Genomic DNA, 17,657 nt, shown 5'->3' on the forward strand with positions numbered 1-17,657 from the left:
GGTGTGAACGACTTATTCATCCAATATTCATCCATGACAATGGACCGCAGAACGGTACTCAAGAACCTCGGTATCGCAGGCACCATCGGCGGGCTGGCAGGCTGTGTCGGTGTGCAAGAACAAGGCTCGACTGAGGAGCCGTCGAGTGACGGTGGCTCCGGCGACGGTGGGTCCGAATCGAGCGGGTCGGAGACGACGGAGTCGTCCGGGCCGGCCGGGGAGGCGAAGCTGTGGTACAGTCTCCCGGATTCGGAGATCCAGGCTCGGAAGAACGCGATGCAGCAGTTCAACGACCAGTCGAAGCACGCGGTCACAGGTGCAGACATCGCAGACCTCGAGAAGAAGACGACGAGCGCAATCCCGGCCGGTCAGGGGCCACAGAGCTTCGAGTGGGCACACGACTGGGTCGGCGACTACTATCAGCGTAACTTCGTCGTCGGCCGCGGCGACAGCCTCTCGGTGAGCCTCGACACCTTCACCGACGCTGCTGCGGAGGCAGTTCAGTTCGACGGGGAGACGGTCGGCCTCCCGCACTCCGCCGAGACGGTGTCGCTCGTCTACAACAAAGACAAGGTCGACTCCGCACCGGAGACGGTCGCCGACATGGTCAGCGTGATGGAAGAGCAGCACGACCCGAGCAACAACTCCTACGGGCTCAGCTACCCCTTCAACTCCTACTTCGTCAGTGCGTGGCTACAGGCGTTCGGCGGCTACTACTTCGACTCGGAGAAGGACCCACAGCTCGGAATCGATCAGTCCAGCACCGTCGAGGGACTCCAATTCATCCTCGACAACTTCGTCCCGTACGTGCCGAAAGACCCGAGCTACGAGGCACAGGCGGCCGCGTTCGCCGAGGGCAACGCGGCGTTCGCCTTCAACGGTCCGTGGTATCTCGCGACGCTCAACGAGAAGGGCGTGAACTACGGCGTGACGACACTGCCGAAACCAGAGGGCGGAGAGCCGACCCCGTACACGGGAATCACGATGTGGTACTTCTCGAAGGCGATGAAGGAGGGCGGTGCCGACGCGATGGCCGCACAGAAGTTCATCGAGTGGTACGTCACCAACGAGGACCGCGCGCTCATGGCTGCCGAGGAGCAGGGAACGATTCCGGTGCTGAAGAGTCTCGCCGGCAGCGAGGACCTGCCGCCGCGGGTCCGTGCGTTCTCCGAGGCCGTCGCTCAGGGGAGGCCGATGCCGACGCACCCCAAGATGAACAAGGTCTGGGGACCGCTCGACGACGCGCTCATCAAGTCGTTCAACGGCGACGCGAAACCGAAGAAGGCTCTGGAGCAGGCTGCAGCGACCGTCCGCAAGAACTGGGAGTGAACAATGAGCACAGTATCGCGCGTCGCACAGCGAGTCGACGAGGTGCCGTTTTTAGAGCGAGGAGACGCGTCGCTGCTCCTCGTTCTTCCGGGGTTGTTCATGTTCTCGACGTTCATGCTCTTCCCCATCCTCTACCTCGTCGGCGTCTCGTTCACGAACGCGAAACCGTCGAACCTCTTTGCGGGAGACGGTATCGCCTCGATTCTGACGTTCGGTGAAGCGACGTTCGTCGGACTAGAGAACTACGTCACCATCCTCACCGACCCGGCGTTCTGGAACTCGTTCGGTATCACGTGGCTGTTCGTCGCCACGAGCGTCGCACTGAAGATCGCACTCAGCCTCGGCATCGCGCTCGTCGTTACTGGCGAACGCGTCCGCGGGAAGCGCTTCATGCGCTCTATCATCATCGTCCCGATGGGGCTCCCCGCCATCTTCACCATCACGGTGTGGCGCGGCATCTTCAGTTCGGCCGAGTTCGGACTGGCCAATCAGGTACTCGCCGAGTTCGGCTTCTCCAGCATCGCGTGGATGAGCCAACGCTGGATGGCGTTTCTCGCGTACAACGTCACCGAAGCGTGGCTCGCCTACCCGTTCATGGTCATCATCACCGTCAGCGCGCTACAGAACGTCTCCGACGAACTGCACGAGGCGGCGATGGTCGACGGGGCGGGGTACGTCGCTCGCTTCCTGCACGTGACGCTTCCCTCGATCAAACGACCGGTGCTGTTCGCCTCCATCCTGACGGCGGCAGCGTCGTTCCAGCAGTTCCTCATCCCCTTCGTGTTCAACGAGGGAGGGCCCGCACGGGCGAACGAACTGCTCATCCTGTACGCCTACCGTGAGGCGTTCTCGTTCTCACAGTACGGGCAGGGTGCCGCCATCAGCCTCGTCGCCGTCGTCATCATCGGCGCGTTCATGTGGCTGAACGTCAAGCGCGGTCGTCTCGCAGACGGGGTGAACGAAGCATGAGTTTGCTTCGATCTGTCGGACGGAGCGTCAAGGAGGACACCAAAGAGGCTCTGATGGTCCCGGTCGACCTCGTCCGTGGGGTCGGGTACACGGTCGACGAGGTTCGGAACGGCCGGATGTCGCCGGTCGAACCGGTGAAGACGCTGGCTATCACGCTCGGCGCGCTGGCTATCGTCCTGACGCTCCTGTTTCCCCTGTACTGGATTCTCATGTCCGCACTGTCGGGGTCCGGTGGCTCTATCTACTCGTCCGGTGGTCTTCGATTACTCCCTACGGACGTCTCGCTCCAGCCGTTCGTGTGGGTCGTCGGCGACCTCATCATCCCAGCGTACGCCATCAGCCTCAACATCCCGTTGACGGATTTGGCAGTCGTGTTCAACACGCCGCAGGTGACGTTCCTCGACGCCTCCGCCCACGGGGTTGAGAGTCCCTCCGGCTTCAAACAGTTCTTCGTCAACAGTATGACCGTCGCCATCCCGACGGTGCTCATCGCGATGTCGCTAATCGTGCCGGGTGCATACGCCCTCTCCCGGCGGGAGTTCATCGGCCGAGAGAAGATTCTGTTCGGCTACGTCCTCTTGACGCAGGTGGGTGGGGGACTCGGAATCGCTATGCTCATCGGACTGTACACCGTGTTCGTCCAACTCGGCTTCAACGACAGTAAACTCGCACTCTCGGTATACTACGCGGCGACGGCGGTGCCGTTTAACACGTGGTTGCTCAAGACCTACATGGACGGTATCCCCGTCTCTTACGAAGAGGCGGCCATCGTCGACGGCGCGCCGCCGTGGCGGGTCGTCACCGAGGTCATCCTCCCGCTGTCGAAAGCCGGCCTCGCGACGGTGTTCATCTTCACCTTCCTCACCGGGTGGACGGAGTTCGTCGTCGCTCAGACACTGCTCGGGACGGAGAACTACACGCTCCCGGTCGGCCTGTATTCGCTCATCAGCGAGTACTCTATCCCGTGGGCGCGGTTCTCGGCGTTCGCGCTGACGTTCGCCGCACCGCTCGGCCTCGTGTACCTCTTCGCACAGCGGTACATCGAGGGCGGGTTGTCGTTCGGTGGCGTCGAAGGGTAGTGAGATAGTCGACACAGCGGTCCTTTTCTTCACCTCTACCGCCGCGTCGTCCGCGTGGTCTCGACTACGTCTCCCCGTTCGTCGACGATAACCCGAAGCGTCTCCTCTCCCTGTTCGATTGGAACGGAGACTCGAAACGAGTCCTCGGCGACGACGTCGACGCGGCTGTCGTCGAGACAGAAGTCGAACTGCCAGAACGGCCGGTCGTCGACACCGACGCCGTGGTCAGCGAGAAACGACACGACGCCCGAGTCTGCGAGCAGTCGCAGTCCGACCGCCGTCGCAATCTCGGCACCACAGTCGCGGCAGGTGCTGACTGCAGGATAGTGTAGGTGGTGGTCAGATTCGCGTTCCACACGGGTCGTCATCCGTCCACTGCAGTACGGACAGACCCCGCGATAGGCGAGCGTGAAGTCGCGCCACAGGCGCTTCCCGTAGGCGTCGAACAGGTCGTCGGCGTCACGGGTCGTTCGACCACGCGGCGGGAAGTAGCCGTAGTGGACGAGAACCGTACACTCGGGACACGAAATCTCGACGTTCTCGTCGGCGTAGCGCGCTCGGAGTCCTGCACCGCAGTTCGGACAGTCGGCGTCGGCCGGTCTGTCGACGGGCGGTGGTGACTCGCCGAACCGCTCGTCGGTGACGATGTCAACCGCTTTCGCGCCGGCCGCTCGGAGGTCGTACCCGCGGTCGCTCTTCTGGACGAACCGCCCGACCAACTGGTCGAGGTGATAGTTGAACCGACCGCTGTCTTCGAATCCGGCGGCGGTCTGGAGGTCGACGAACGACCGCGGACCGCCCTCTCGGAGTGCGAGGAGGATGGCGATGCGGTCCTCGTCGGCGAGTGACCCCAGCGCCGACGCCGCCTGTGTGGTGTCGACGTCGGGTCTTCCACCGTTCTCGTCTCGGGCCATACCGCCTCACGTCGGCCGACGGTCGAAAAACTATCTCCTCGGAGCGGACCGACCCGAACAGAAGAAATCTTCACCGTACCGGCAGCCTTGAGAGACTCGCGCGCACGCGCGAAGAGACAAAGTATAGAGCTGATTGCACCACGACCACCGCTTGCCCCCTCATCGACGTAGACGAACAGAAGAACCCTTCTGCGGAGGTTTATCCACGCTCCGTCCGCCCACGTACTCACATGCAGCATCCCGGACCGCCCCGATTCACGACCGTCGGGAAGGCAGTCGAACTGGCCCCACGCGACCCAGACCCGGACGAACTCTACCGGTGGACGCTCACGTCCGCGCCAGAAGAGAGCACCGCGGAATTCGACGACGGCCCGGTCGTCCACCTCGACCCGGACGCTCCCGGCACGTACACCGCCGAACTCGACGCACCGGACGGCACGCACACACAGACCGTCCGTGTGTTCCCGACGACACGTACACCTGCTCGATTCTCTGTGTCCGCAGACGCTGTCGACGCTGCCCTCGACGGCGTCGACTCGGCCTCGGTCATCGGCCCGTTCAACGACTTCGTGATGGGCGGTCATCGCGTCACCCGCAAGGGCGACGAGTTCACACTCGACGTCGAACTCCCGCCCGGCGACCACCAGGCTATCTTCGCGTTCGAGGACGAGTTCGACCCCCACGCGACGACCAGCGTGACCGTCGAGGGGCCGGGGCGCCCGCGTATCCGCCTGGACGGACGACGGGAGGCCGAGGAAGTCGTCGTCACTGCGACGGCGCAGGCCGCTCCCGACGGCGACGACCCCGAGGTGGAGTTCCACTTCGACGACCGCGACGCCCTCGACGAGTCGGACGTCTCCGTCGACGGCGAGGAACTCCGCATCCCAGTCGAGTCGCTTCCGGTGTTCTCACGCGTTCACGCCGTCGCCGTCGCCGAGCGACCGAGCATCGCCGACACGCTGACGATTCGGGTTGGGGACGAAGAGACGATTTCGTTCGACCGACCGGCCGACGCTCCCGACTGGGTTCGGGACGCCACCGTCTACCAGATTTTCGTCCGGCAGTTCGCAGGCGAGAAACTGGAGACGACTTTCGAGGAGATAGAACGACGCGTCCCGTACCTCGAATCGCTCGGTATCGACACCGTGTGGCTCACACCCGTCTGTGCGAGTCCGACGCGTCACGGCTACCACATCACCGACCTGTTCGACACGGCGTCGGACCTCGGCACGCGCGCGGAGTTCGAGTCGCTCGTCGACCGTCTTCACGAGGCGGGTATCCAAGTCCTGTTCGACCTCGTCGTCAACCACACCTCCCGCGACCATCCGGCTTTCCAGATGCACCGGGCGGGCGTCCCCGAATACGCAGACCACTACGAACGCATCCCGCGTGAGCAGGATACGACTGGCGTCGACTGGGCTGGGGACGACGCACCCGGCCACTACTTCAACTGGGCGTCGATTCCGAACGTGAACTACGACTCGCTCGCGGTTCGCCGGTGGATGCTCGACGTCGTCGACTCGTGGGCACCGCTCGTCGACGGCTTCCGGTGTGACGTCGCGTGGGGCGTGCCCCACGGCTTCTGGAAGGAGGTTCGAGCGCGCGTGAAGGCCGAAGACCCCGAGTTCCTCTTCTTGGACGAGACGGTTCCGAAACGACGCGTCGATTTCCGCGAGAACGAGTTCGACCTGCACTACGACACGGACCTCTACTACGCGCTTCGCGACGTGGGCACCGGCGACGCGCCCGCCGCCGAACTCTTCGACGCGTTCGTCGAATCCGAGCGGAAAGGGTTTCCCGACGAAGCGGTCTACCTGCGCTACGTCGAGAACCACGACGAGGACCGGTACGCGACGGAGTGTGAGGCGGGAACGCTTCGTCCAGCGGCGGCGGCGACGTTCACGCTCCCCGGCACGCCGCTCGTCTACTACGGACAGGAACGAGGTGTCCCCGAACAGCGCGGCCCGATGCGGTGGCACGACGGTGACGCCGACTTGACGACGTTCCACCGACGTCTCGTCACCCTCCGCGACGAGATTCCCGCGCTCCGCTCGCCGGGTGTGAACCGCGTCGCCTGCGACGTCCACGACGGCGAGGAGCGGAACGTCGTCGCCTACGAACGACCGGGAACCGAGGACGAAGAGAGTGTGGTCGTCGTGCTGAACTTCGCCGAGGGGTCTGCGACGGTGACGCCGCATCGGGACGTCGACACGCGCGACCTACTCACCGAGTCGGACGTGGGCGGTGGCGACGGTGTCCGCGTCGACAGCGTGGTCGTCCTCCGCATCCGTTAACCCAGTAAGAACCGCATCGCGTCGGGGAACCGCTCGGCCCACTCGGACTCGTGGTGTCTCGCGTCGTCGTCGACGACGAATCTGAGTCGGTCGTCCGTGAACCCCTGTTCTCGCAGTTGCTCGGCCATCCGCTCTGCGTCGCGAACGTACGCGTCGTTCAGTTCGGGATTGTCGGGTGACTCCTGTCCGCCGACGTCGACGTAGAGTCGCCCGTCCGTCCGCGACTGGTCGGCGACGTACTCGAACATCGGTTCGCCAGGCCACCAGAACGCCGGACTCATGACGCCTGCGAAGCCTACTTTCGCTCCATACTCGAAGAAGCCGTAGAGACTGACGACGCCGCCGAGCGAAGAACCGACGAGTCCGGTGGCCTCCCGGCCGGGACGGGTTCGGAACGTCTCGTCGACGAGCGGTTTGACCGTCTCGAAGAGGAACTGGAGATACTGGTCGGCGTCGCCGCCGCCGTACTCCTCGTGTGGATACGGCGTGTACTCGTCGCCCCGGGCGTCGCCACCGTGGGGAATACCGACCACGATTGCTTCTCTACCTTCGTCGCTCAGTCGCGCCATCGTCTCGTCGACACACCACTCACCCGAGTTGCTGGTCGCCTCGTCGAAGAGGTTCTGCCCATCGTGCATGTAGACGACAGGATACGACGTTTCGGACCGCTCGGCGTCAGTGTACGACGGCGGCAGAGAGACGAGGAGGTGGCGGTCGGTGGAGAGCGGTGTCTCGATGGTCGAAGAGACACGGACGTCGCCGAGGACGGTGTGGCCGTCGGTCAGGTCGTACGGCCGCCAGTCGATGTCGTCGGTCATGGTCTCGTCGTCTGCGGCGAGCGACATCACTGTAGTGTCTCGGAGGGAACGCACGCCGCTGCCCAGCCCTACGATCGAGTGGATAGCGCACGACGGCGAATAGATTTAGGAGTCGTCCGGCCTACTCGATAGCTGTGTCTGAGTCTACGAAATGGGAATACGAGACAGTCGTCCCTCCCAAGGGGTCGACACAGAAGGAAGCGACCGACCCGAAAGCGCGCTTGAACGAACTCGGCGACGAGGGGTGGGAGCTCGTCGACACCATCGAGTACGTCGGCGGGGGGACGAAGTTCCTCGTGTTCAAGCGACCGAAGGAGGACGGCGGCGACGAAGCCGAGAACGCTGAATGAGTTCCGGACTCGACGACGACGTCGACGCGGATGCAGAGAGCCAAACCGAAATAGAGACGCACGGTGACTCCGACATCGGCACCGCGAACACGATGCTCGACCGGGCCGACGAGAGTCGAATCAAACTCGTCGTGCTCCTCAGTGCGAACCGACTCCTGATAACGGGCGCGCTGGCACTCGGCTTCTTCGTCGCGTTCATGGTGCTCGGACAGTTCTACTACCCGGACTTCCAAGCGGATATCCAGTCTGGCGACACCATCGAGACCATCTTCTCGACGATGCTCGGTGCGATCATCACCGGAACGACGCTCGTCGTCACGATTACGCAGTTGGTCATCTCACAGGAGAACGGTCCGCTCGGCGACCAACACGCGCGGATGAGCAACACGATGGACTTCCGGAGCTACGCCTCCGAACTGCTCGAGCAACCCGTACCCGCCGACCCGTCGGCGTTCCTCCGCGTGCTGGTCGACGCGACACAGAAACGCGCACGCGCGCTCCGCGACGCCGTCTCGGGGAGCGACAACGACCAACTCCGGGACGAACTCGACGAGTTCACGGACAGTCTGACCGGCAACGCCGACGAGGTCAGAGACGAACTCGACGGCGCGCGCTTCGGAACGTTCGACGTGTTGTTCGCCGCACTCGACTTCAACTACGGCTGGAAGATCTTTCAGGTCGAGCGCATGATGTACGAGTACGACGACGCCCTCTCGGCCGACCAACGACAACTGTTCGAGGAACTGAAGACCAGCCTGTCGATGTTCGGACCCGCCCGCGAACACATCAAGACGCTCTACTTCCAGTGGGCGCTCATCGACCTCTCACAGATGATTCTCTACGCGGCGGTTCCCGCACTCGTCGTGACCGGTGGGATGCTGGCGTTCGTCGGAAGCGACTCTGTTACGGGCGTCACGTTCGGCATCGAGAACATCCTCTGGGTCGTCGACGCTGCCTTCACCATCTCGTTGCTCCCGTTCTTGCTTCTCGTGTCCTACATCGCCCGTATCGCGACCATCGCGAAGCGGACACTCGCTATCGGTCCGCTCATCCTTCGAGACTCCCAGCGGTAGGACCGTCGGACCTCGTGACGTCGACCCACGAAACCCTCTCACACACGCTCTCGCGTTCCGAAGTGGTTAAAGGCCGAGACGAGGAAGTGTGGGTAACTCGCTGGACGACGGGCCACCAGTGGGCACCCGTGACCCGTACGGGAACGGGACGAAATGTGGTTGCGCGGCGAGGGCGACGACGTGTCGTCTTCGTTGGCGGAACTGAATCGCAAGCGTCCGTGGTGATTACAATGGCACGAAGCTTCTACTCTCACATCAAGGAAGCCTGGCGGAGTCCCGGTGACGGGAAACTCGCAGAGCTTCAGTGGCAGCGAAAACAGGAATGGCGCCGACAGGGCGCAATCGAGCGCATCGAGCGCCCGACGCGTCTCGACAAGGCCCGCGAACTCGGCTACAAGGCCAAGCAGGGCATCGTCGTCGCTCGCGTCTCCGTCCGGAAGGGGACCGCGCGCAAGCAGCGCCACAAGGCGGGTCGCCGTTCGAAGCGTCAGGGTGTCAAGCGTCTCTCGCGACGTACGAGCATCCAGCGCATCGGCGAACAGCGCGTCTCCCGAAAGTACCCCAACCTGCGCGTCCTCAACTCCTACTGGGTCGGTGAAGACGGTTCGCAGAAGTGGTTCGAGGTGATTCTCGTGGACCCGGAACACGCAGCCATCGAGAACGACGACGACCTCAACTGGATCTGCTCGGACAAGCACAAGGGCCGTGCGTTCCGTGGTCTCACGAACGCCGGCAAGGACAACCGTGGTCTCAACAACCGCGGCAAGGGGTCGGAACACGTCCGCCCGAGCGTCGCCAGCGGTCAGGGTCGCGGCAAATAACCCTCTACGGAACGCGCGCTTCCACTCGTATTCTGTCTTTTTCGAACTCGTGAGCGACGCGTCGATATCCCGCAGTGACGCACTCGGAGCCGAGGCTACGGCATCTGGGACGAGTCAAAGAAAAGAACCGGGAAACGCTGTCGTCTCGCTCAGTCCTGTCGCGCCTTGATGAGGAACGCGAGCGCGCCGCCGAGCATGGCAGCGTTCTTCACGAAGTGCGTGCGCTCGGACTGCTTCTGGTCTTCGTCGGCTTCCCAGAAGCGGTGCATCTGCGGCGTGACGCCGACGAGGAACGTCGCGACTGCGCCCGCGGCCAGCGTCGGGAGTCGCCAGAGCGCGATGCCGATGCTGCCGAACGAGAGCATGCCGACGGAGAAGGGCACGAGTTTGTCGGCGTTCGGGACGCCCATCGCCTCGGCGTAGCCGATGGTCCCTTCCATGTCTTTCCAGTGGTTAAACGCGGTGAAGCCGAGCGGAATCGCAAAGAGTAGTCGTGCGAGGAGGAAGAGCAATCCGTCGCTGCTCTCCTCGGCCGCTGCTTCACTCGCCTGTTCGTCTTCGATGTCGATGGTGATTGCTTCCTCGCTCATGAGAACGTCTCTCCGTCTGGTGGAGATATACGGAGATATAACGTTCGACACCTTTAGCTCTACCTCAGAAGGCAGGCAGTTCCGCAACTTCGGACTCTTCTGGTTTCAGCGTTCCTCGGGTTTCCGTGTCGCTTCACTCCGATACCGAATGACCGCTCTCGACGGGCCCTTCCCAGGCGTCGAACCCGCCCCGGAGGCTCGTCACGTCGGCCGCGAGGTTCGTGTCGAGAATCTCGGCGATACGCTTCGAACTCTTGCCGATGTAACAGGAGACGACCACCTCGTCGGGCCACTCCTCGTCGAAGACCGACGCGTCGAGCCGCTGTGCGGGGCGGTTTTCGGACCCTGGAATGTGGCCGTCGGCGAACGCTTGGGGGTCGCGGATGTCGAGGAGGGCGACGTCGGTACCGGTGTCCAGTTTCTCCTGTAGCTCCGTCGGCGAGAGTTCCGTGACCATGCGGTGGCTTACGGCAGGTCGGGCAAATGCTCGTCGGTCTCTCGACTCCCACTGCGTTCGAGGGGGAACGTCCATGAGGCGCGTCTGTCTCGGTACGTCCATGCCCGGCGCACGCATCACCAGCGGCGAGCGAGTCACCCTCCGAACGGTCGAGAACGAGGACATCCCGTTTCTCCAGCGAGCAGGCTCCAACCCCGAGATTCGGTATCCGCTCGGCAACCCACTGCAGAACCGCGAGCAGTACGAGGTGTCGGACGACCGGAACGCCCCCGACCGGTTTCTCGTCTGCCTCGAAGGCGACGAGACGCCCGAACTGCTCGACGATGCCGACGACGTGACCCGAATCGGTTGCGTGAGCGTCGCAGACGCCCACTACAAACGACCCGAACTCGGTTACTGGCTCGTTCCCGAGTTCCACGGCGAGGGCTACGGTACAGAGTCCCTCTCGCTCGTCGTCGACTACGTGTTCCGACAGTACGACACGCCCGCCGTCGGCGCGGGTGTCTTCGACTTCAACGACGCCTCGCGTGGACTACTGGAGTTGCTCGGTTTCGTCGAGGAGGGGCGTCGCCGGAAGTTCATGTTCGTCGACGGCGAACACCGCGATATGGTGCAGTACGGACTGCTCCGCGAGGAGTGGACGGAGTGACGACGTTGCCCACTCTCTACCAGTCACACCCGCGAGCCGTATCCTTATCCCGGCGTGTCGCAAACCTCAGACAATGTCTCTCTCACTCGATTCGACCCAGTTGGACCGGTACTCTCGACACATCATCATGGACGAAGTCGGCCCAGAGGGCCAACAGAAACTGCTCGACGGGAGCGCCCTCGTCGTCGGGGCGGGTGGACTCGGCGCGCCGGTCATCCAGTATCTCGCCGCCGCGGGCGTCGGCCGAATCGGCGTCGTCGACGACGACGTCGTCGAACGCTCGAACCTCCAGCGGCAGGTCATCCACGCCGACGCCGACGTCGGCATCCCGAAAGTCGAGAGTGCGAAGAAGTTCGTCGAACGACTGAACCCCGACGTCACCGTCGAGGCACACGAGACGCGCCTCGACACCGACAACGTGGAAGAACTCGTCGCCGACTACGACGTCGTCGTCGACGCCTCAGACAACTTCCCGACGCGCTACATGGTCAACGATGCCGCCCGCATCCACGACGTGCCCGTCGCGCACGGCGCTATCTACAAGTTCGAGGGACAGGTCACGACGCTCACGCCCGACGGGCCGTGTTACCGCTGTCTGTTCCGTGAGGCACCCGAACCGGGGACGGTTCCCGACTGTGCGACGACGGGCGTCCTCGGCGTTCTCCCGGGAACCGTCGGCTGTATCCAGGCGACCGAAGCGATGAAGCTCCTCTTGGAGACGGGCGACGTGCTCGAAGGCAGACTGCTGTTCTACGACGCGATGGACATGACGTTCGAGACGGTTCCGTACAGAGAGAACCCCGACTGCCCGGTCTGTGGAGAGTCGGCCATCGACTCCATCGAGGGCATCGAGTACAGCGGTGGCTGTACCATCGCCGACTGAGCGTTCGTCGACTGGCCGTCCGACCTACCGCGAGGCTGTCGTTTAACCCGCTTCACTTCGTTTACTCAGCTATGCCAGAAGAGGTTCTGCCCGGCGTCCACGACGTGACGGTGATGGAAGGCGAGGGTCGACGATTCCGCGTGTACCTGTTCGAAGACCCCGTTCCGACGCTCGTCGACACCGGTCTCGGCGGCACGACGGACGCGCTGTTCGAGGGTCTCGATGCGCTCGACGTCGAACCAGAGCGCGTCGTCGTCACGCACAACGACGGCGACCACACCGGCGGCCTCCCGGCCGTCGTCGACAAGTACGACCCGGAGGTGTTCGTCCCCGAGCAGACAGAAGAGAGCGCACTCGGCGGCGTCGACCCGGACGTTCGCTACGGCGACGGCGACACCATCGGCGACTTCGAAGCCGTCCACGTCCCCGGTCACGAACCGGACAACCACGCACTCGTCGACGAGTCCCGCGGCGTCGTCGTCGCGGGCGACGCCGTCTCGGGGTCCGACCAACGCGGGTTGCCCGCGGGCTATCTCCTCCTCCCACCCGCCGTCTACTCCGACGACCTGAACGAAGCGGAGGCGAGTCTCGAACGACTCCTCGACTACGAGTTCGACGCCGTCCTCGTCTTCCACGGGTCGTCGGTGCTCGACGGAGGGCACGAAAAGCTCGACGCGTTCGTGAACTTCCCCGGCAAGCCGTCGTAGTCGCTGAGATTCTACTGTTCGGTGCATCGACGAACAGAAAACGAACGAAAACGGTGCGTCGTGAACTCAGGCGACCAGCTGGACGATGTTTCTGAGAATGACAATCCAGACGATGCTGACGATGCCGAGTGCCAGCGTGGCGAGCGTCCACGCCTGATAGGCCGTCGCCGTCTCCATGTCGGAGAACTCGGTGATGATCCAGAAGTACGAGTCGTTGGCGTGACTCACCGTCATACTTCCCGCACCGATTGCCAGCACCGCGAACACCGCTCCCCACTGAGAAGCGAGTCCGAGTGACCCGAGGAGGGGTGCGATGAGACTCGACGTGGTGAGAATCGCCACCGTCGACGACCCGAGTGCGGTCTTGAGTGCTGCCGCGATGATGAAGGCGGCCAAGAGACCGATGCCGAGACCGCTGAACGTGTTGCCGATGAAGTCTTCGAGCGGGAGGGCACCGAGAACGCTCCCGAACGCGCCACCTGCGCCCGTCACGGCGAGGATGACGGCGGCGTTGGTCAGACCGTCGCTGACCCACTCGTCGATGATGTCATCGGAGAACGATGGGACGATAGTGAAACTCAGGAACGCCCCGAAGAGAAGCGCAACCGCGGGGTCACCGATGAACAGGAGCCAACTCTGGAGTGTACCGGCGACGAACGCCGGGTCGTCGGCACTCGGGTAGGCGGCGATACTGCCGAGCGAGATGAGGATAATCGGAACGAGTAACGGCGCGAACGCCTGTCCGCGCGAGGGAAGCCGACCGTATTCGGCTTTGATGTCCGACATCGTCACCTCGGGTTCGGGGTCGATGTGGAAGCGCGAGGCGACGTAACTGGCCCACTTTGCGGCGACGAGCGTCACGGGGATGCTCACCACGATACCGGCGAGCATGACCAGTCCGACGTCGGCACCGAGGATACCCGCCGCAGCGATGGGGCCGGGCGTCGGCGGGACGAAGACGTGCGTGACGTAGAGGCCACCGGCCAGTGCGACGCTGAGCGTCGCAAGCGAGCGATTCGAGCGCTCGGCGAGCGAGCGACTCAGTCCGGAGAGGATGATGTACCCGGAGTCGCAGAAGACGGGAATACTGACGAGACTCCCCGTAATCGCCATCACCTCGGGCGTGTGTTTCTCGCCGATGAGGTCGAGGATGCTCTCGGCGATGACGATTGCGGCACCCGACCGTTCGAGGACGACACCGATAATCGTCCCCGCGAGGATGACGATACCGATGTAGCCGAGGACACCACCGAACCCGTCGGTGACGAGTGTCGCAACCTCCTGTGGGTCGATTCCTGCCAGCACACCGGTTCCGTACGCCGCGAGCAAGAGCGTCAAGAACGCGTGGAGGTTCACCTTCGCCGTCGCGAAGATGATGAACCCCACTGCTGCGGCGAGTAGTATCACCAATGCGTAACCATCTATCATGCACGTGTACCACTCCGGTGGCCTGAAAAGAGGGTGCTGTCAGCCACAAATATTACTAGAACATGTGTGTGAGATAAGGAATTATAGGGCGAGTTGGGTACTCTAAGCGCACCACAGCGACCATATCATCGTGGGGTAGCGACGCTCGCTCGAACCACGACACTCACTCGAACCACGATACTCGCCCGAACTCGAACGCGGGGCACGTTCGGACAACCGTTTTGCCACCCCGCCGAGAATCACGGACAATGAGCTTAGAGGAGATTATGTCGCAGATGCCGTTCGCCGACCATCTCGACATCGAAGTGACGGAGGCGGTAGACGGGCGGGCAACGGCGACGTTGACGCTGAACGACTTCCACTCCTCGGTTCCGGGCCGGTCTATCGCACACGGCGGCGTCGCCTACGCGTTGGCCGACACCGTCGGCGGTGCGGCCGTCATCTCGTTGCACTACACGGCGACGCCGACTATCGACATGCGGATGGACTATCTCGCGCCGGCGACGACCGACCTCGTCGCCGAAGCCGAAGTCGTCAGAGACGGCGGCAGCGTCGCCGTCGCCGACGTCACTGTCTCCGACACCGAAGGGACGGACGTCGCCACTGCTCGCGGAACGTACAAGACGAGCGGTGCGGCCGACGAGACGGCGTGGGGAGCGGGTGGTCGTGGAAGTCTCCCCGGACGAAACGGGGCCGACGAAGAAGACGAGTGAACTGGAAGCTATCGGTGAATCACACCGGTTAATCCGGTGACGAGGCCGACAGCAGTCGTGACGTGCAACACCGCGAGCGCGACGAGCATCGTCGCCGTGACACCCGGGATTGTGGGGGCGACGGTGAACACCGGCCCCATCGAGAGCACGAGGACGACCGCCGCGACAATCGTGAAGTGACGGTCTGGGCGTGTCGAGAACCGAGACACGGCGACGTAGACGGCGGTCGCACCGACTGCGGCGACAATCGTCACGGTGAGGATGGGACCCCACCCTAAGGGGTCGACACCGCTGACATCGACGAGTGCCCCGGTAATCGCACGAACGAGTGCGTTCAAGACGAGCGCGAGCACGAGCCCGATTGCTGCACGTTCCGGGAGTGAAGCGCGCGTCTGCTGTAGCGAGTCGACAGGGGTAGCAACGGATTGCATCCCATCCGTACGCTTCCGATGGAGAAATAGCTGTGACTCTCTGTCACCGAGACGAGCACTCACAATGAGATACCAGGTTCGATTCCGAACCGGTATATACGCAGCGTCCGTACACCCGTTTAGAGATGGCTGTCAACACCGAGAACGAAGAAGAACTCGTCGGACCCTGTTTCGTCATCGACTCGCTGAAGCAAATCGGCTCGCAGTGGCGACTCATCGTCCTACACGACCTGCAGGACGGCGAGAAGCGGTTCAACGAACTCAAGCGGTCGACGGACGCGAGTTCGCGCACGCTCTCACGAGTGCTCGACGACCTCCAAGAGACCGGGTTCGTCAGCCGACGACTCGAAGAAGACGCACCCGTCGCGACGTACTACAGTCTCACCGAGAAAGGCGAGTCGCTCTGTCCCGTCTTCGAAGAAATCGAAGCGTGGGCCGAAGAGTGGCTCGGCGAGTCGGTCGTCAGCCAAAACTGAAGAGCCGTTCTCTATCGCTCGTTCCCACCTCACGAGAGCCTGGCTAATACTTACCTTTGCGCGCGACGATTAATCGTTATGAACAAACGAGAGGCGTTCGACGGGATGGTCGCGTGGTACGAGTGCTCCCACTGCGGGTTCCGGCCAATCGTCACCGACGAGCGGACCGACTGCCCGCGGTGTGAACAACCGCTGTAACGAATTTTTCGACGACTACGTCCCTTCGACGAGTCGTCTCAACTGCTCGGGTGGGACCGCACCCCGCGCCGCGTAGCCCTCGTAGGCGAACGTCGGCACGCCAGTCACGCCGTGCTGTTGGGCTTCGGTGAACTGCTCGCGGACCTCCGCTCGTAGGCTCTCGTCGTCGAGTGCCGAGCGAATCTCGTCGCCGGCGACCCCAGCGTCTTCGGCGAGTTCGACGAGCAACGCTTCGTCGCCGATGTCCTTGCCCTCCTGCCAGAGTGCCTCGAAGATAGCGACGTCGAAGTCGAGCCACGTCGCTTGGTCGTAGTGCTCCTTGACGTAGTAGGAGGCGACTTGCGCGGGCAGCGAGTCGATGTCGGTGGCGATGTCGAGGTCCATCTCGACGTCGTACTTCTCCTGGAGGCGACGCACGTTCTCTTTGGCCTGTGCGTAGTAGTCGTCGTCTTTCCCGTCGTCGACAGCGTGGTCGATGGTGCCGTCCGGGTTGCGTTTCTGTGAGCGTAGGTCGAACGGATGCCAGTCGATTTCGAGTTCCTCCTCGCGGGTCTCTTGGTACTGGTTCAGCGAGTGACGCCCGAGGTAGCAGAACGGACAGACGTAGTCCGAGTAGACCGTGATTCGTTCCGACTCCTGTTGACTCATCGTCTGGCTAGTGACCAACGAGACAGAAGAGGGTTGCTCGTGTGTGCGACGGCGACGGGCGGGCGGAACGGGGGACGACTACATATAGATAGGGGACTGTTACCACACCACTAAGTGTCGTCCTCTGGTCGTACCGGCAGATTATCCCCTGAATAATGATGTATGTCACGAGAGTAGCCGGAGTCGACAATGGCCAGCCGAAACCCGGACGCCGATGCCGATGTAGCGGAGACGACGAAGACGACGGAAGCGACGATGACGGAGATGGCAGACCATCCGACGAGTCCGAACGGTTCGGCAGTCGCGTACGAGGACGAGGAGTGGACTGCGACACGGAGCGTCGACCAGCGGTCGAATCTGGCCGTCGGCGACACCGTCGTCTTCGAGAAGTCCTTCTCCGGCGCGGACGTCGACACTTTTGCACACACCAGCGGCGACACCAACAGACTCCACCTCGACGACGACTTCGCCGACGGGACGCGCTTCGGCGGCCGAATCGCACACGGGACGCTCGTCTCGGGGCTCATCAGCGCCGCACTCGCTCGTCTCCCAGGTGTCGTCGTCTATCTCTCGCAGGACACGTCGTTTCACGCTCCGGCGTCGGTCGGCGACCGATTCACCGCCGAGTGTGAAATCGTCGAAGACCTCGGGAAGTGGCGCTACCGTCTCACGACCGTCGTCACCGACGACGACGGGCAGACACTCATCGACGGCGAAGCGGTCGTCCTCGTCGACGAACTGCCGACTGCGGCGGCGGAGACACCCGAAGCCGCAGAGTAAAGTCGGTCTCTTCTGACGAACTCGCGGTCGCTCTTTCTCTCGCTCATCGG

Annotated in this window: 20 protein-coding genes; 13 read left to right on the plus strand and 7 right to left on the minus strand. The window is 63.2% G+C overall.

Annotation, left to right across the window (positions count from 1 at the left end):
* Positions 1-33: 33 nt before the first annotated feature.
* Genes BM083_RS08630 through BM083_RS08640 form a run of 3 tightly spaced genes read left to right on the plus strand, consistent with a single transcriptional unit; the run spans position 34 to position 3,377 of the window.
* On the plus strand, positions 34-1,329 hold the full coding sequence (locus tag BM083_RS08630) for an extracellular solute-binding protein (protein ID WP_089868576.1): 1,296 nt from the start codon (positions 34-36) through the stop codon (positions 1,327-1,329).
* A gap of 3 nt (positions 1,330-1,332) precedes the next feature.
* The gene (locus BM083_RS08635; protein WP_089868577.1) at positions 1,333-2,298 is read left to right on the plus strand and encodes a carbohydrate ABC transporter permease; all 966 of its coding nucleotides are present in this window, start codon (positions 1,333-1,335) and stop codon (positions 2,296-2,298) included.
* Complete coding sequence (locus tag BM083_RS08640) at positions 2,295-3,377, plus strand: sugar ABC transporter permease (protein ID WP_089868579.1); 1,083 nt, start codon at positions 2,295-2,297, stop codon at positions 3,375-3,377. The genes BM083_RS08635 and BM083_RS08640 overlap by 4 nt, the downstream gene beginning before the upstream one ends.
* A 35-nt stretch (positions 3,378-3,412) precedes the next feature.
* Here the strand turns inward: BM083_RS08640 and BM083_RS08645 are convergent, their stop codons facing one another.
* Positions 3,413-4,291, minus strand: a complete 879-nt coding sequence (locus BM083_RS08645) for a DUF7351 domain-containing protein (RefSeq protein ID WP_089868581.1) — start codon at positions 4,289-4,291, stop codon at positions 3,413-3,415.
* A gap of 230 nt (positions 4,292-4,521) precedes the next feature.
* Between BM083_RS08645 and BM083_RS08650 the strand changes: the two genes are divergently transcribed.
* Positions 4,522-6,585 (plus strand): alpha-amylase family glycosyl hydrolase, encoded by a 2,064-nt coding sequence (locus tag BM083_RS08650; protein WP_089868583.1) that lies wholly within the window; start codon positions 4,522-4,524, stop codon positions 6,583-6,585.
* On the opposite strand, the gene BM083_RS08655 is transcribed toward BM083_RS08650, so the two are convergent.
* Positions 6,582-7,403 carry an alpha/beta hydrolase gene (locus BM083_RS08655; RefSeq protein ID WP_089870041.1) on the minus strand — a complete coding sequence of 274 codons (822 nt, stop codon included), beginning with the start codon at positions 7,401-7,403 and terminating at the stop codon, positions 6,582-6,584. The genes BM083_RS08650 and BM083_RS08655 overlap by 4 nt on opposite strands.
* 128 nt (positions 7,404-7,531) lie before the next feature.
* On the opposite strand from BM083_RS08655, the gene BM083_RS08660 reads away from it, so the two are divergent.
* From BM083_RS08660 to BM083_RS08670, 3 genes are all read left to right on the plus strand, one after another.
* Positions 7,532-7,753, plus strand: coding sequence for a Sp36 family protein (locus BM083_RS08660; RefSeq protein ID WP_177197636.1), 222 nt, complete (start codon positions 7,532-7,534; stop codon positions 7,751-7,753).
* Entirely contained in the window at positions 7,750-8,826 is a 1,077-nt protein-coding gene (locus BM083_RS08665; RefSeq protein ID WP_089868586.1) for a DUF7972 family membrane protein, read from the plus strand. Before BM083_RS08660 ends, BM083_RS08665 begins: the two co-directional genes overlap by 4 nt.
* A 230-nt stretch (positions 8,827-9,056) precedes the next feature.
* Positions 9,057-9,647, plus strand: coding sequence for a 50S ribosomal protein L15e (locus tag BM083_RS08670; RefSeq protein ID WP_009366589.1), 591 nt, complete (start codon positions 9,057-9,059; stop codon positions 9,645-9,647).
* Positions 9,648-9,796: 149 nt separating this feature from the next.
* Here BM083_RS08670 and BM083_RS08675 read toward each other — a convergent pair whose 3' ends face one another.
* Positions 9,797-10,237, minus strand: a complete 441-nt coding sequence (locus BM083_RS08675) for a DoxX family protein (protein WP_177197587.1) — start codon at positions 10,235-10,237, stop codon at positions 9,797-9,799.
* 133 nt (positions 10,238-10,370) lie between these two features.
* Entirely contained in the window at positions 10,371-10,694 is a 324-nt protein-coding gene (locus BM083_RS08680) for a rhodanese-like domain-containing protein (protein ID WP_089868588.1), read from the minus strand.
* A gap of 100 nt (positions 10,695-10,794) precedes the next feature.
* On the opposite strand from BM083_RS08680, the gene BM083_RS08685 reads away from it, so the two are divergent.
* From BM083_RS08685 to BM083_RS08695, 3 genes are all read left to right on the plus strand, one after another.
* On the plus strand, positions 10,795-11,343 hold the full coding sequence (locus BM083_RS08685; RefSeq protein ID WP_089868590.1) for a GNAT family N-acetyltransferase: 549 nt from the start codon (positions 10,795-10,797) through the stop codon (positions 11,341-11,343).
* A gap of 73 nt (positions 11,344-11,416) precedes the next feature.
* Positions 11,417-12,226: an SAMP-activating enzyme E1 gene (gene ubaA / locus BM083_RS08690; protein WP_089868592.1), complete on the plus strand. Its 810-nt coding sequence runs from the start codon at positions 11,417-11,419 to the stop codon at positions 12,224-12,226.
* A gap of 71 nt (positions 12,227-12,297) precedes the next feature.
* Positions 12,298-12,933: an MBL fold metallo-hydrolase gene (locus tag BM083_RS08695; RefSeq protein ID WP_089868594.1), complete on the plus strand. Its 636-nt coding sequence runs from the start codon at positions 12,298-12,300 to the stop codon at positions 12,931-12,933.
* A 66-nt stretch (positions 12,934-12,999) separates the two neighbouring features.
* On the opposite strand, the gene BM083_RS08700 is transcribed toward BM083_RS08695, so the two are convergent.
* Positions 13,000-14,361, minus strand: coding sequence for a GntP family permease (locus BM083_RS08700; RefSeq protein WP_089868596.1), 1,362 nt, complete (start codon positions 14,359-14,361; stop codon positions 13,000-13,002).
* 248 nt (positions 14,362-14,609) lie between these two features.
* On the opposite strand from BM083_RS08700, the gene BM083_RS08705 reads away from it, so the two are divergent.
* The gene (locus tag BM083_RS08705) at positions 14,610-15,074 is read left to right on the plus strand and encodes a PaaI family thioesterase (RefSeq protein ID WP_089868598.1); all 465 of its coding nucleotides are present in this window, start codon (positions 14,610-14,612) and stop codon (positions 15,072-15,074) included.
* 8 nt (positions 15,075-15,082) lie between these two features.
* Here the strand turns inward: BM083_RS08705 and BM083_RS08710 are convergent, their stop codons facing one another.
* Positions 15,083-15,505 carry a DUF6069 family protein gene (locus BM083_RS08710; protein WP_089868600.1) on the minus strand — a complete coding sequence of 141 codons (423 nt, stop codon included), beginning with the start codon at positions 15,503-15,505 and terminating at the stop codon, positions 15,083-15,085.
* Positions 15,506-15,630: 125 nt separating this feature from the next.
* Here BM083_RS08710 and BM083_RS08715 point away from each other — a divergent pair, with 125 nt between their 5' ends.
* Positions 15,631-15,981 (plus strand): winged helix-turn-helix transcriptional regulator, encoded by a 351-nt coding sequence (locus tag BM083_RS08715; RefSeq protein ID WP_009366579.1) that lies wholly within the window; start codon positions 15,631-15,633, stop codon positions 15,979-15,981.
* A gap of 213 nt (positions 15,982-16,194) precedes the next feature.
* Here the strand turns inward: BM083_RS08715 and BM083_RS08720 are convergent, their stop codons facing one another.
* Positions 16,195-16,827, minus strand: coding sequence for a DsbA family oxidoreductase (locus BM083_RS08720; RefSeq protein WP_089868602.1), 633 nt, complete (start codon positions 16,825-16,827; stop codon positions 16,195-16,197).
* Between the two features lie 189 nt (positions 16,828-17,016).
* On the opposite strand from BM083_RS08720, the gene BM083_RS08725 reads away from it, so the two are divergent.
* Positions 17,017-17,607 (plus strand): MaoC family dehydratase, encoded by a 591-nt coding sequence (locus BM083_RS08725; protein WP_089868604.1) that lies wholly within the window; start codon positions 17,017-17,019, stop codon positions 17,605-17,607.
* Positions 17,608-17,657: the final 50 nt, after the last annotated feature.

The organism is Halogranum rubrum, from assembly GCF_900114455.1.
GTDB classification, from domain to species: domain Archaea; phylum Halobacteriota; class Halobacteria; order Halobacteriales; family Haloferacaceae; genus Halogranum; species Halogranum rubrum.

What these genes read in the sequence shown, in the direction of transcription:
- BM083_RS08630 (WP_089868576.1), top strand. Translation starts at nt 34, where the DNA reads ATGACAATGGACCGCAGAACGGTACTCAAGAACCTCGGTATCGCAGGC.
- BM083_RS08635 (WP_089868577.1), top strand. Translation starts at nt 1,333, where the DNA reads ATGAGCACAGTATCGCGCGTCGCACAGCGAGTCGACGAGGTGCCGTTT.
- BM083_RS08640 (WP_089868579.1), top strand. Translation starts at nt 2,295, where the DNA reads ATGAGTTTGCTTCGATCTGTCGGACGGAGCGTCAAGGAGGACACCAAA.
- BM083_RS08645 (WP_089868581.1), bottom strand. Translation starts at nt 4,291, where the DNA reads ATGGCCCGAGACGAGAACGGTGGAAGACCCGACGTCGACACCACACAG.
- BM083_RS08650 (WP_089868583.1), top strand. Translation starts at nt 4,522, where the DNA reads ATGCAGCATCCCGGACCGCCCCGATTCACGACCGTCGGGAAGGCAGTC.
- BM083_RS08655 (WP_089870041.1), bottom strand. Translation starts at nt 7,403, where the DNA reads ATGACCGACGACATCGACTGGCGGCCGTACGACCTGACCGACGGCCAC.
- BM083_RS08665 (WP_089868586.1), top strand. Translation starts at nt 7,750, where the DNA reads ATGAGTTCCGGACTCGACGACGACGTCGACGCGGATGCAGAGAGCCAA.
- BM083_RS08670 (WP_009366589.1), top strand. Translation starts at nt 9,057, where the DNA reads ATGGCACGAAGCTTCTACTCTCACATCAAGGAAGCCTGGCGGAGTCCC.
- BM083_RS08675 (WP_177197587.1), bottom strand. Translation starts at nt 10,237, where the DNA reads ATGAGCGAGGAAGCAATCACCATCGACATCGAAGACGAACAGGCGAGT.
- BM083_RS08680 (WP_089868588.1), bottom strand. Translation starts at nt 10,694, where the DNA reads ATGGTCACGGAACTCTCGCCGACGGAGCTACAGGAGAAACTGGACACC.
- BM083_RS08685 (WP_089868590.1), top strand. Translation starts at nt 10,795, where the DNA reads ATGCCCGGCGCACGCATCACCAGCGGCGAGCGAGTCACCCTCCGAACG.
- ubaA (WP_089868592.1), top strand. Translation starts at nt 11,417, where the DNA reads ATGTCTCTCTCACTCGATTCGACCCAGTTGGACCGGTACTCTCGACAC.
- BM083_RS08695 (WP_089868594.1), top strand. Translation starts at nt 12,298, where the DNA reads ATGCCAGAAGAGGTTCTGCCCGGCGTCCACGACGTGACGGTGATGGAA.
- BM083_RS08700 (WP_089868596.1), bottom strand. Translation starts at nt 14,361, where the DNA reads ATGATAGATGGTTACGCATTGGTGATACTACTCGCCGCAGCAGTGGGG.
- BM083_RS08705 (WP_089868598.1), top strand. Translation starts at nt 14,610, where the DNA reads ATGAGCTTAGAGGAGATTATGTCGCAGATGCCGTTCGCCGACCATCTC.
- BM083_RS08710 (WP_089868600.1), bottom strand. Translation starts at nt 15,505, where the DNA reads ATGCAATCCGTTGCTACCCCTGTCGACTCGCTACAGCAGACGCGCGCT.
- BM083_RS08715 (WP_009366579.1), top strand. Translation starts at nt 15,631, where the DNA reads ATGGCTGTCAACACCGAGAACGAAGAAGAACTCGTCGGACCCTGTTTC.
- BM083_RS08720 (WP_089868602.1), bottom strand. Translation starts at nt 16,827, where the DNA reads ATGAGTCAACAGGAGTCGGAACGAATCACGGTCTACTCGGACTACGTC.
- BM083_RS08725 (WP_089868604.1), top strand. Translation starts at nt 17,017, where the DNA reads ATGGCCAGCCGAAACCCGGACGCCGATGCCGATGTAGCGGAGACGACG.